The sequence below is a fragment of the Bartonella sp. TT110JLCBS genome (assembly GCF_042193405.1).
Lineage (GTDB): Bacteria > Pseudomonadota > Alphaproteobacteria > Rhizobiales > Rhizobiaceae > Bartonella.
Window position 1 is genome coordinate 56,019 of the sequence record NZ_JBHILT010000007.1, and the last position, 14,028, is coordinate 70,046.

A 14,028-nucleotide genomic window follows, 5' to 3' on the forward strand; every position below is an offset into this window, starting at 1 on the left:
TGCCCCATGGGCATTTCTGAACCAGGTGCTTGATCTACAGGAGTTTGCGTACTTAGACCCTGCCCCATGGGCATTTCTGAACCAGGTACTTGATCTACAGGAGTTTGCGTACTTAGACCTTGCCCCATGGGCATTTCTGAACCAGGTGCTTGATCTACAGGAGTTTGCGTACTTAGACCCTGCCCCATGGGCATTTCTGAACCAGGTGCTTGATCTACAGGAGTTTGCGTACTTAGACCTTGCCCCATGGGCATTTCTGAACCAGGTGCTTGATCTACAGGAGTTTGCGTACTTAGACCTTGCCCCATGGGCATTTCTGAACCAGGTGCTTGATCTACAGGAGTTTGCGTACTTGCACCTTGCTCCATCGAAACTTCTGAGCTCTGTATCTTTTCTGGCTGTTTTCTTACGGATATATCTTTGTTTGATAACTGCTCAGACACTGAAGAATCATCTCTACTTGATATTTCCGGTTCAATAACACGCCCTGAACCACCCATCATATTATAATTCAAATGAGAAATAGCCCACCAAGTTCCCCCAATAATAACAAAAACGCAAATAGCAGCAAACCACAACGCGCTTAAATTCCACTTGGCATCTGGACCAGAACTTAAATGTAAAAAGAAAACAATTTGTACGATAATCTGAATAATCGCCATCCCAATAAGATATGCAACCTTTGTACTAATTGCCCAACTTTCCATCATCCCATACATCACAGGAATAAAAGAACCCAAGGTGAAAAATACAGCCAGAATAAAACCAACCAAATAGGAACCAGTACTGGGACCATGTGTTTCATTTTGCATGCTCATCACAACGCTCCTAATAGATAAACCATGGTGAAAACACCAATCCATACAATATCAAGTAAATGCCAAAAAATGGAAAGACATGCTAAACGTGTTTTATTATCCTGATCCAAACCATTACGACGAAGATGAAAAAACATCACAACCATCCAAAGAAGACCAACAGTTACGTGAAGACCATGAGTGCCAACCAAAGCAAAAAATGCTGACCAATAAGCAGAGAGAATTTCCCGTCCAAAAAGCTGTAAACCTGTTGCAGGATCAATACCCGCATAAGCATTTGGATCGAAATAAAAGACCTCATTCAAAAGTTCATGAAATTCGTAAAGTTCCATACCAATGAAGCAACACCCCAATACAAAGGTAATAGCCATCCATAAACGCACACCACTGATGTTATTTTTATGTGCTTGTACCATTGCAAAGCCATAAGTGACGGATGAAAACAACAAGAAAGCAGTCTCAACCAAAACAAACTTTAAATCTATAAACTCATTGCCCGCTTTACCACCGCCATAAGAAGCAGAAAATACAGCAAAACTTGAAAATAGTGTCGAAAACAAGATTAAGTCTGAAAGAATATAGACCCAAAAACCAAACGTCATTACCGAGCTACTATCGTGGTGAAGTTCATCTATAGTACTCGCGTTATTCATTGTTACAGCACTCATACTGTCACTCCTTGTTCTTTAAGAACAGCCGTAAAGGCATCTTCAGTTTTTTGCACTTCTTCAGCTGGAATATAGTAACCATGATGATCACCTGTTAATGAATGACACACAAGCGTTGCAATAAAACCAACCAGTCCAACCGCAACAAGCCACCAAATATGCCAAACAAGCGCAAAACCAACAACTAATGAGAAGAAACCAGCAATAATTCCAGCCGATGTATTTGATGGCATATGAATTTTTGTAAATCCACTTGTCGGCCGTTGATAACCACTTTTCTTCATATTCCAATAAGCATCATCAGACTGTATCTTTGGAAGGAGGGCAAAATTATAGGAAGGAGGCGGTGAAGAGGTAAACCATTCAAGTGTACGTGCATCACCCCAAGAATCATTTAATGTTACCGGTAAATGACCTTTATGCTTAATACCGTACCAAATCGCCAAAACAACCTGTAGCACAAAACAAAGGATACCAAGTAAAATAATACAAGCACCCAATGCAGCAATAATAAACATCGGCTGCCAACTAGGTTCCATGTAATGCTGAAGACGACGAGTCGCCCCCATTAAACCAAGCGCATAAACAGGGAAAAAGGCAAGGTAAAAACCAATAAACCAACACCAAAAAGATGCAATACCTAGTATGCGATTTGGTTTATAACCAAAAACTTTTGGAAACCAAAATGCAATCCCCGCTAAATAAGCAAAAACCACACCTCCAATAATTGTATGGTGGAAATGTGCTATCAAAAAAAGCGAATTATGAAACTGCCAATCAGCAGGGACAATAGATAATAAAACACCAGTTAATCCACCACCAACAAATGTAAAGATCATGCCCATGCACCAAAGCATCGGAGGCTCAAAGCGAATTCGACCTTTATACATCGTAAGCAACCAATTAAAGACTTTTACACCTGTTGGAACTGCGATGATCATTGTCGCAATACCAAAGAAAGTATTCACAGCTTCACCGCCACCCATTGTGAAAAAATGATGTCCCCAAACAAGAAGCGAAAGAATCAAAATAACCAACATGGCCCATACCATCGAAGTATAACCAAAGAGGCGTTTTGAAGAAAACGTTGATACAACCTCGGAAACAATTCCAAAAGCAGGAACAACTAAAACATAAACCTCAGGATGACCAAAAATCCAAACATAGTTAATCCATACCATCGGATTTCCGCCACCAACATTAGAAAAGAAATTCATGTTCAAATAACGATCACATGCCAAGAGTGCAAATGCTACAGCCAAGACAGGGTAAATGACTAAAATAAGAACATTGCTGACAAAAGCACTCCAACAAAAAACAGGCATTCTCATCATTGTCATTCCAGGAGCACGCATTTTAATCATCGTTGCAATAAAATTTACTGATCCCATTGTTGTTGCAATACCAGAAAGCTGAAGGGACCATAAATAATAATCTACCCCTGTATCTGGACTCGTTTGCAATTCTGTAAAAGGTGGATACATCAGCCAACCACCACGACCAAAATTACCAACACCTAGGGATATGTTAATCAATATTGCCCCCGCAGCCGTAATCCAAAAACCTAGATTATTTGCAAAGGGAAAAGCAACATCACGCGCACCAATTTGAAGGGGTATAAGATAATTAAAAAGACCAAATAAAATAGGCGTGGCCATGAAAAAAATCATGATCGTACCATGCGCCGAAAAAATTTGATCAAAATGCTCAGGGGGCAAATAACCTGCTGTTTCACTCCCAAGAGCTAAAGCTTGATGCGTTCGCATCATAAGTGCGTCCGCAAAACCGCGAACAAGCATAATAATTCCAAGAACGATGTACATAATACCTATGCGTTTATGGTCAACCGTTGTAATCCAATTTCGCCATAGAATCCCCCACCACCCAAGTGCTGTTAAAGCAATAACAGCAATTAAACCAACCAAAACAATCGCAATACATGTATACAAAACGATCGGTTCATGTGCAAGCGCATGAAAAGCACCTGCCGTAGGATCTGTAAGTCTTCCAAACATTTCTCAACCCATTTCAAATGAAATTCAAGTTTAAAAGAAACCTTTGTTAAAAGGGCTCTTTACTTTATTGACTCTTTAAATAACATCAGGATCAAACACTGAACATAGTGCACCCCATAGCGTCTGAGCAGCAGCACGTTTCATTAAATCTTCATTACATACCGTCTTTTCATCGACACATCGATTAACAACACGATAATAAAGCCGCTTCTCAACAGGTGCAAAATAACGAACTTCAGCATCTTTTTCCTTCGCAGCAATATCACCCATACGAGGCGCAATAGAAAGTTGACGATAAGATGCACGATCAAGTACTCGACCATTAGCCCGAGCTTTTACGATCCAATCCTCAAAATCCTGCAAAGACACAGAATGCCACTTAAACCGCATACTCGAAAAACCATCACCACTGTAATTTGCTGAGGCTCCTTTGAATACTCCTTGCTCTTCAGCGACCAAATGCAACTTAGCATTCATCTGCGGCATAGCGTAAAGAACTGTACCCAATTTGGGAACCCAAAAAGCATTGACAGAATTCTCTGACGTTAATTGCAATAAAACTTGACGTCCTTCAGGCGCATAAATCTCATTAATCGATGCAACACCATATTCAGGATAAATAAAAAGCCATTTCCAATCAAGAGCAACAGCATTAATCTGTAATGGCTTTCCTTCACCCACAACTTCCACTGGAAGAGGATTTGTAGGTTCAAGCTTATAGGTATAATAAGCTGTTAATGAACCTAAAACCATTACAATTACAACTGGAATACCCCACATCAATGCTTCAATTTTATTTGAATGCGCCCAATCAGGAGAATAGTCCGCTTTCATATTCGATGCACGATATTTTATAGCTAAAAATACCACACTCACCATAACTGGGATGACAATACAAAGCATCACCACCACACAAACAACGATCAAAATGAGCTGTTGACGTGCAACATAACCTGATGGCTGTATAACATCAATTTTACAACCAGACAAAAGCAGTGCTCCCCCTAAAATCACAAGCATTTCTAATTGTCTAACAAAGCTTTTCACCTTTATTTACCCCCGTCATACGCACTAAAAATTGTCATAAATATATACCTCACATTGTACAGATTTGAAAATAATTATCAAGAGAATTCAATGCCTATATTACTCTTATTAAACGCCTACTCTTTATCTATCACAATTTAATTGTTTTGCTTAATTGTTTTGCAATATACTCAAGTGCAAACCAATATCCATCACCTCCACACCCAGTTATGACAGCGTCTACACCTGCAGATGTATAAGAATGGTGACGAAAAGCTTCACGCTGATAAATATGAGATAAATGAACTTCTACTTTCGGCCCTGAAAACATTTTTAGGGCATCAAGAAGTGCAACAGATGTATGACTGTAAGCCGCTGGATTAATGATCAATCCAGAACTTGCCTCTATTGCTTCTTGTATCCATGCTACTAATTGCCCTTCACAGTTACTTTGATAAAAATTTATTATAATATCATTTTTTTTTGCCCATTCTCTGCAAAATTTTTCAATATCTTCTAGAGTTTCAGTTCCATAAATTTCTGGCTCACGTTGACCTAGAAAATTTAAATTAGGACCATTTAAAATCGTTATTATCTCTGACATAGCAAGCCTTTTCTTTTAGACCTATCACTTATAAAAAAATATTTAGCATGTTTTTACGGCAATAAAGCTCCATCCTTAATTTCAAAAAATTCTGCGCGTCCTTTTATGTCATCAAATAAAAGACGATCTGTACCTGTCATAAATGTTTGTACAGCTAAATCATCAAGAATATCAAATAAAGCAGCACGTCGATGCGAATCAAGATGGGCTGCCATTTCATCAAGAAGAAGAATGGGAGCTCTTTCCGACATCATACCTGTTAGACGTGCATGACACAAAATTAAACCTATCAGCAGCGCTTTTTGTTCACCTGTTGAACAAGATGTTGCTGCTCTATTTTTATCAGCATAAAAAATTTGCAAATCTGCACGATGTGGTCCTTCTAACGTCCGACCAGCAGCACGATCTATTGCGCGATTATGCCGTAATCGATCACAAAATTGTTCTTCAACTTCAGTTGCTGATATTTCACTAAGAGCTGTTTCCAAAAAACCATCAATTTGCAAAAAAGCTCGTGGAAAAGGTATCTGTGATGGCATTTGTGTAAACATGTCATTTAAAAGACGAATAACATCAACACGCGCCGCAGAAATAGCTATCGCCAGTTCTGCCATCTGCTTTTCTAAAGCATCAAACCAAGCACAATCTTCATTTCCATCTAAAAACAAACGATTACGTGCGCGCATAGCTCTATCATAATCGGCTATGCGGCGCCTATGTAAGGGATCAATCGCCAAAACCATACGATCCAAAAAACTACGGCGCTCAAGTGAAGGACCTGTAAAAAGACCATCCATAGACGGTGTTAGGACACTAATATGACAATAATCTGTTAGGCAATCACTCGACTCATTCACACCATTAATATGGACCTTTCGACTGTTATCGCTAACCTCGAAAGCTGTACCAATCTTTACTTCACCATAAAGAGCGCATTCAAGACGCGCAAATACAACAAATCCTCCACCACCATCTACAAAGCTAACGTCAGAATAAACAGCACGCCGCAAACCACGGCCAGGAGAAAGAAAAGATAATGCCTCTAAAAGATTCGTCTTACCAGCACCATTATGGCCAGTAAAAACCACATGCTGACCAGAAAAATGAATATTGAAAAAAGAATAATTGCGATAACGTAAAAGCTTCAGCTGCCTCACTGCCACTTTGTGCACATGACTGGCCATACATTGCAAAACAACCGCCCCTAAACGCGAATAGGCATCAGTACATAGAGCACATCCACATCATCATTATCACGAATCAGAGCGGGTGCTCCAGCCTCAGCCAACATAAAAACCATCTCATCGCTTGAAAGCTGCCCAGCAATATCCAAAAGATAACGTGAATTAAACCCTATCTCAAGCGGTTCAGATGCATAAGTTACTGATAATTGATCTTCTGCACTGCCCGAATCTGGGCTATTAACAACAAGCCTTAACTGTCCATGCTCAATCGTTAATTTAACTGCACGCCCCCGATCACTTGAAATCGTTGAAACACGATCAACGGCAGAAGAAAAGTCCTGCCTATTAACAATTAATTCTTTATCATTTCCAAGAGGGATAACACGTTGATAATCTGGAAATGTTCCATCAATTAATTTTGATGTAAAAATCACAGAGCCTATAGAAAAACGAATTTTTGTCTCTGAAAGCTCTATACATACATCGCTATCATTTTCTTCTGAAAGAAGTTTTTGCAATTCTCCTACAGCTTTACGGGGAACAATGACACCGGGCATTCCTTCAACTCCCGAAGGAGCTTCCATCTCAACTTGTGCCAAACGATGACCATCAGTTGCAACCAAACGCAATTTCAAAACACCATCATTAATAATATGGAAATAAATACCATTAAGATAATAACGGGTCTCTTCAGTAGAAATAGCAAATTGTGTACAATCAAGTAAATGTTTTAAGCCTGACGCCGATAAAGAAAAACGACAACCAAACTGCCCAGGAAGCGACTCTGGAAAATCTGCCTTCGGAAGACATTGAAGCTGAAAATGTGCACAACCCGAAACAACAGACATTGTACCTGCTTGATTCTCATCGACGGACAACACAACCTCATTGCTATCAGGAAGTTTTCGAATGATATCATAGAGCAAATGTGCTGGAACAGTTGTTGCTCCAGCTTGTTTAACATTAACTGCAAAAGATTCCGTAACCTCTAAATCAAGGTCTGTTGCTTTTAACTGCACACGGCCATTTTCTGCATCAATCAGCACATTCGATAAAATAGGAACAGTATTACGGCGCTCTACCACACGGTGAACCCGACCAAGAGACTTGAGAAATTGACTGCGATCAACTGTAATACGCATAAAAGCCCCGTATGATTTACTAAAAACTATAAGAATTCTTTAGAATTAAAGAATAGACCCTCTTTAAAGAATCGCCTGTTAAAGTCTATTAAACCTCTCTTAAAATGGCAAGTCACTCCTGCATAAGAAAAAATAAATCTTTTCATTAAATTCTTTAAAGTCTCTCCAAAGAAAGAAACGATAAACACTATACAGCCTGTTCTCCAATCAACCGCTTAAGCAATTCAAGTTCCTTAGCCAAGGTCTGATCACCACAAACCAAATCTTCAATTTTACGCACAGCGTGTAAAACTGTCGTATGATCACGCCCACCAAAACGACGCCCAATTTCTGGCAATGAGCGAGGAGTTAATACTTTTGCTAAATACATTGCAACTTGCCGTGGTTTCACAACCGTACGTGTTCGACGATTAGATAACAAGTCCTGTTTAGAAACATTATAATGGCGTGCTACCGTACGCTGAATTTCTTCAATCCGAATGCGCTTAGGTTCACCAGGACGTGTCAAATGACCTAATAACTCATCAATCCGCTCTAAAGATAAATCAGACTCAAAAGATTGACGAAACAAGAGCTGATTAAATGCACCTTCAATATCACGCCCAGACCCTAAAACCGTTTTCGCAATATATTCCAAGATATCATCAGAAATTGATACCATGCCATCATCTTGTTGTGCCACCTTCAACCGCTGGCGCAACATTTGCAAACGCATTTCATAATCTGGTGCTTCAATTTCAAGAGCTACCCCTCCCTGAAGACGAGAGCGAACGCGAAGATCAAGCGATTCTAATTCTGCTGGTGGACGATCTGCAGCGACAACAACCTGTTTTGCACTATCAAGCAACATATTAAGCAAATGGCAAAACTCGTGTTGTATCGACTTACCCTGCAAAAACTGCATATCATCAATAATCAAAAGGTCGATATCACGAAGCTGTTCTTTAAAAGAAAGAGCATCATTATCACGAATAGCTGTTGCAAAACGCCACATAAAATATTCAGCAGTTAAATAAATAACGCGCGCAGACGTTAAACGCTTCAATGCAGAAGCAGCAATCGCTTGAAGCAAATGTGTTTTTCCTAAGCCAACAGATGCGTGAATAAAAAGAGGATTAAAACGTAAAGCACTTTTATGCCCCTCCGCAATGGAACGCGCAGCTGCTAAAGCAACACGATTAGAAGCCCCCTCAACAAAACTTCCAAAAGTATAGCGAGAATCAAGCGGAGATCCAAAAACTCCCGTTTGAGAACTCTTAACTAAATGCTCTGCGCAACTTTCAATAAAAGATGAAGTCGCCTGCTCCTCTAGCACAACAGGAGGAACACTTCTTTTACAAACGACATCTCTTGAAACGCGTTCCATACCACGAACAATAACTTCAACACGGAGAATTGCTGAATTCTCTTGTTTCCATAAATGAGTCAAAAGAGAACCATAGTGATTATTAATCCATGAACGTAAAAAAGCAGTAGGAACAGAAAGCTTTACAAGAGTATGACTATATTCAGCAAGCTTCACGCGCCCAAACCAACTGGTATAAGCCTCAACACCAACCTGCACCTTCAATTGCGCCATAACACGTATAAAAGCCGCCGCACTTTCTTCCTCTGAAACAATAGAATGCCCTATAGGAGCATTTCTACAAACGTTCTCATCACTCTCCGTCATCCTATTCTTTATTATGTTCTCTGCCGACAGGATATTTACCGAAACCCTTTTAAAGGAACTAACTTTAGAGTTCAATTTATCCACCATCTTCCATCCTGATAAAAATAAAATTTTGTCCTGCCAAACAGCTAAAATAAATCTAGCGAAGGCAAAACGCCCTACCCCAAATAAGATTACTCACCCTCCCCTAGGATAGCCTCATCACAACCCCACTAACAAAGATGACCAATAAGATTTACTTGCACTCATGATATGACCTACCCTTCTAAAATGGTAAACATATCTATTAAGAAAACTAAAAAACTGTCAGAAAACCTCTCCAACACAAAAACTTCGAAAAGCCTAAATCAAAACATCTTGTATTCAACAAAATACAGAATAATGTGCTGATTGACCCCTTCATGCTTTTTAGTCTTCATAAGAACCATACAAAACAGCAGCGGTAAAATGCAAGAGGTCAAAATAAAATCAAAAAAACCGAAAAAAATGCTTATATCAATGAAGACTGAAAAAAATATTGATTCAATTCATTTTTTTTCTCTAAATTTACCAATAATTAAAGAATCTCATCAGATTTAAAAAAAAAAATAAAATGCTTGACAAAAAAGACTCTGTAAAAATCCACAAAGCTTGTGGATAACCATACTCCCCCCCTATAAACTTTCTCTCCTTTTTCAAGGGGAGAATCATTATCGATTCTTATTTTCAAGAGAAACTTTTTGAAACAATAAACAAAAAGCCAGCATCCATAAGGATACTGGCTTTTTTATCAATAAAGGAAAAAAAGCTTAAACGCTGAGAGCCTTCAAACGTTTAGCTAAACGCGATACTTTCCTCGCAGCAGCATTTTTATGAAAAACCCCTTTAGAAACTGCACGCATAATTTCAGGCTCAAAATTCTTAAATGCAATCTCTGCAGACGCCTTATCGCCACCCGCTAAAGCATCATCAAACTTACGTATAAAAGTACGAACGCGTGAACGGCGGGCCTTATTAACCTGTGTGCGCGCCGCAACCTTGCGCACCGCTTTTCGAGCAGAAGGTGTATTCGCCATAAATATAATCTCTCTTTCAACACCTTGGTAAAATGAGTCTCAATAACAACTCTACCAATATAAATAAATCCAACCCAAGCAAAACTATAAAGCTGCCTATAACTGTGTGGTTTATAGCGCAATCCCAAAGCTAACGTCAATTAGATTTTCAAAGATAGTCATAAAAAAACGAAGCCAAACTCTTTGATCCGCAACTGTATAGCTTAATAATAGATATTTCTTAACAAACAAAAGAATTTAAACGGCTAACTTACGTAAGACATATTGCAAAATTCCACCATGATGCAAATAATCTAGCTCATCTTCAGTATCAACACGGCACAATAATGGAACGGTTTTTACCTTACCATCAGAAAAAGTAATTTTCGCTACAGTCTTTTGACGAGGTTTCAAGTTATGAATCCCTTCAATTGTTACCTTTTCATCTCCCTTTAAGCCTAAAGATTTCCAACTTAGCCCCTCTTCAAAGACAAAAGGGACAATACCCATACCAACAAGATTAGAGCGATGTATCCTTTCAAAAGATTGCACAATCACCGCTTTGACACCAAGAAGATTGGTCCCCTTGGCAGCCCAATCGCGTGATGATCCATTGCCATATTCAATACCAGCAAAAACAACGAGCGGAATACCTTCTTGTTTATACGCCATTGCTGCATCGTAAATGGTTTGTTCTACCGCTGACGGATAATGAACCGTATAACCTCCTTCTCGACCATTTTCCCCTAACATGAAATTACGAATGCGAATATTGGCAAAGGTCCCACGCACCATAACTTCATGATTCCCACGACGCGTTCCATACTGATTAAAATCAGCTACTTTAACACCATGATCCATTAAATATTTTCCGGCAGGAGAAGCTGCTTTAATAGAACCAGCAGGAGAAATATGATCCGTCGTGATTTTATCACCAAATAAACCTAAAATCCGTGCATCTCTAACATCTGGTAAGATATCAGGTGTTTTCTGCATAGCATCGAAATAAGGTGGATTGCGTACATAGGTGGATTGCTCATCCCAAGAATAGGTAGAACCCGTAGGAATCCGAACTTTTTGCCAATTTTCATCTCCCTTAAAGACATCTGCATACTTTTCGGCAAAAACCTTACGCGTGACATTTTTTTCGATAAACTCCTGTATTTCTTGAGAAGTTGGCCAAATATCTCTTAAGTAAATCGGTTGACCATCTGAATCTTCACCAAGAGGTTCCTTGGTTAAATCTTTACACACTGTCCCAATGAGCGCATGTGCAACAACTAACGGTGGTGAAGCTAAATAATTCGCTTGCACATCAGGGGAAACACGCCCTTCAAAATTACGATTTCCTGAAAGAACCGCAGATGCAATTATACCATTGTCATTAATCGTTTTGGAAATAGCTGGATGCAAAGGACCAGAATTCCCAATACATGTTGTGCATCCAAATCCTACTAAGTTAAATCCTAATGCATCTAAATCTTTTTGCAGACCCGAATTTTGAAGATAAGCTTCAACGACTTGTGAACCGGGTGCAAGAGAAGTTTTTACCCATGGTTTGCTCTTGAGACCCTTTGCCACAGCATTTCGTGCCAAAAGACCCGCTGCAATAAGAACACTTGGATTCGATGTATTCGTACACGACGTAATCGCAGCGATCACCACATCACCGTGACCAAGCGTATATTCTTCACCCTCGACCTGATAACGTTTATCTTGTCCAGAAGTCTTCTTATAGTCTTCGACCAATGCCTTCTCAAAACCCTGCCCAACATTTTCCAATGCAATACGTCCTTCAGGACGTTTAGGACCAGCCATAGAAGAGACAACGGTTCCCATATCTAATTCAATTGTATCACTAAAAATGGGATGAGCCACCATTTCATCATGCCACATCCCTTGTGCTTTGGTATAAGCTTCCACTAAGGCAATCCGATCTTCATCACGCCCTGTCATATTGAGATAACGCACTGTCTCCTTATCAATTGGGAAAAAACCACACGTTGCTCCATATTCAGGGGCCATATTTCCAATCGTTGCCCGATCAGCAAGCGTCATATGCTCTAAACCAGGACCAAAAAACTCAACAAATTTACCGACAACACCTTTTTGGCGTAACACTTGGGTCACCGTTAATACAAGATCGGTGGCGGTTACACCTTCTTTAAGTTTCCCTGTTAGACGAAAACCAATCACTTCAGGTAACAACATAGAAACAGGTTGGCCTAACATTGCCGCTTCTGCTTCAATACCACCAACACCCCAACCTAAAACACCCAAACCATTCACCATAGTCGTATGCGAATCAGTTCCCACACAGGTGTCAGGATAAACCGTCTCACACCCCTCTTCCTTCTTCGTCCACACGCATTGTGCTAAATATTCTAAGTTAACCTGATGACAAATCCCTGTTCCTGGAGGAACAACACGAAAATTTTGAAAAGCTTGCTGCCCCCATTTAAGAAAACGATAGCGCTCACCATTGCGTTCATATTCATGTTCAACGTTTTCCTTAAAAGCCATGGAATTGCCAAAAGCATCAACAATAACTGAGTGATCAATGACGAGATCAACGGGAATCAGAGGATTGATTTTTTCAGCGTTACCGCCAAGTTTAACCATAGCATCACGCATTGCAGAAAGATCAACAACTGCTGGAACACCTGTAAAATCCTGCATAAGAACACGTGCAGGACGGTAAGCAATCTCTGCCCCGGCGCTCCCTTTGTCGTTTAACCACTTAGCAACATTGAGGATATCCTCTTTTTTAACTGTGCGACCATCTTCAAATCGCAATAAATTTTCGAGAATAACTTTCATCGAAAACGGCAAACGAGAAACACCTTCAAGTCCGTTCTTCTCCGCTTCGATCAAGCTATAATAAGTATATTCTTTGTCACCAACATTTAATACTCTGCGACAATTAAAGCTATCAATTTGAGTCATGACTGTCCACCCTCATACTATAATCACCCAATTTCCAGGAATGAACAACACAAACTACGAGTCAAGGTCGCAGCTTGAGCGCAGACGCAATTACCTCCGCTATCCATTTCCCCCTCCACCCGCTCATAGGCAAATGCGGAAATCAGCGCCAGAAACCATTTTACACCAGATATTGATGTAAGGCACCCCTTATAGAACTATTTCTAGAACTATTCTAGGTACAATTGCATAAAAAATGTGTTTTTTATTCTATAATGCACTAAAGAATATGAAAATAAAAACAAAATAGGCAATCACATGGTGTTATCAGGCAAAAATCTAGCCGCTCACAGAAACGAGGAAATTCTGTTTCAAGGTCTTTCTTTTTGTTTATTTTCACAGCAACTTATGACAATCACCGGTCCTAATGGTATCGGAAAGTCTACATTACTCCGAATCATTGTCGGTCTTCTTGAAGCTGCTGAAGGTCATATAATCCTTAAAGACCATGATCAAATATACCCTGTTGCAACTGCCTGTCATTATCTTGGTCCTCAAAATGCTATGAAACCTCTCTTATCTGTCATTGATAATTTGCAATTTTGGGCAGATTTTTACGGTCAACATTTACATTTTGCGCATGACGCTCTTGCCGATATTGGTCTTTCTAACCTTGAACATTTACCTTTTAACGCTCTGTCAACTGGACAACAAAGACGCGCAGCTATTGCTCGCCTTTTGCTCTCCTATCGTCCTATTTGGATTTTAGATGAACCAATATCTGGGCTTGATAACCATGCTCAAAAACTCCTTGCTCGTATTTTCCAGCGTCATCTCAATCAAGGTGGTATGATTATCGCCGCGACTCATAGTTCCCTAGGTATTCCAGAAAACCATAAAATCGCTTTGGAAAAATTTTTACCTCTTTAAGAAAGAATAA

Annotated in this window: 11 protein-coding genes; 1 reads left to right on the top strand and 10 read right to left on the bottom strand. The window is 39.7% G+C overall.

Annotated elements, in window-relative coordinates; translation table 11 throughout:
- The 10 genes from cyoD to acnA all read right to left on the bottom strand — a co-directional run.
- The coding region (gene cyoD, locus ACFILW_RS04485) for a cytochrome o ubiquinol oxidase subunit IV (RefSeq protein WP_375685241.1) at positions 1 to 818 on the bottom strand (818 nt) is incomplete at its 3' end.
- Positions 818 to 1,486, bottom strand: a complete 669-nt coding sequence (locus ACFILW_RS04490) for a cytochrome (ubi)quinol oxidase subunit III (protein WP_375621957.1) — start codon at positions 1,484 to 1,486, stop codon at positions 818 to 820. The genes ACFILW_RS04490 and cyoD, both read right to left, overlap by 1 nt.
- Positions 1,483 to 3,501 (bottom strand): cytochrome o ubiquinol oxidase subunit I, encoded by a 2,019-nt coding sequence (gene cyoB, locus ACFILW_RS04495; protein ID WP_375621958.1) that lies wholly within the window; start codon positions 3,499 to 3,501, stop codon positions 1,483 to 1,485. Before cyoB ends, ACFILW_RS04490 begins: the two co-directional genes overlap by 4 nt.
- Positions 3,502 to 3,576: 75 nt before the next feature.
- On the bottom strand, positions 3,577 to 4,548 hold the full coding sequence (gene cyoA / locus ACFILW_RS04500) for a ubiquinol oxidase subunit II (RefSeq protein WP_375645684.1): 972 nt from the start codon (positions 4,546 to 4,548) through the stop codon (positions 3,577 to 3,579).
- Positions 4,549 to 4,678: 130 nt separating this feature from the next.
- Positions 4,679 to 5,131: a type II 3-dehydroquinate dehydratase gene (gene aroQ, locus ACFILW_RS04505; protein ID WP_375621959.1), complete on the bottom strand. Its 453-nt coding sequence runs from the start codon at positions 5,129 to 5,131 to the stop codon at positions 4,679 to 4,681.
- Between the two features lie 53 nt (positions 5,132 to 5,184).
- Positions 5,185 to 6,315: a DNA replication/repair protein RecF gene (gene recF / locus ACFILW_RS04510; protein WP_375621960.1), complete on the bottom strand. Its 1,131-nt coding sequence runs from the start codon at positions 6,313 to 6,315 to the stop codon at positions 5,185 to 5,187.
- A gap of 20 nt (positions 6,316 to 6,335) precedes the next feature.
- Positions 6,336 to 7,457: a DNA polymerase III subunit beta gene (dnaN, locus tag ACFILW_RS04515; RefSeq protein WP_375621961.1), complete on the bottom strand. Its 1,122-nt coding sequence runs from the start codon at positions 7,455 to 7,457 to the stop codon at positions 6,336 to 6,338.
- Between the two features lie 187 nt (positions 7,458 to 7,644).
- Entirely contained in the window at positions 7,645 to 9,216 is a 1,572-nt protein-coding gene (gene dnaA, locus ACFILW_RS04520; protein ID WP_375621962.1) for a chromosomal replication initiator protein DnaA, read from the bottom strand.
- Positions 9,217 to 9,917: 701 nt separating this feature from the next.
- Positions 9,918 to 10,184, bottom strand: coding sequence for a 30S ribosomal protein S20 (gene rpsT, locus ACFILW_RS04525; RefSeq protein WP_273790272.1), 267 nt, complete (start codon positions 10,182 to 10,184; stop codon positions 9,918 to 9,920).
- Positions 10,185 to 10,421: 237 nt separating this feature from the next.
- On the bottom strand, positions 10,422 to 13,109 hold the full coding sequence (gene acnA / locus ACFILW_RS04530) for an aconitate hydratase AcnA (protein ID WP_375685242.1): 2,688 nt from the start codon (positions 13,107 to 13,109) through the stop codon (positions 10,422 to 10,424).
- A gap of 297 nt (positions 13,110 to 13,406) precedes the next feature.
- On the opposite strand from acnA, the gene ccmA reads away from it, so the two are divergent.
- Positions 13,407 to 14,018 carry a heme ABC exporter ATP-binding protein CcmA gene (ccmA, locus tag ACFILW_RS04535; protein ID WP_375621964.1) on the top strand — a complete coding sequence of 204 codons (612 nt, stop codon included), beginning with the start codon at positions 13,407 to 13,409 and terminating at the stop codon, positions 14,016 to 14,018.
- Positions 14,019 to 14,028: the final 10 nt, after the last annotated feature.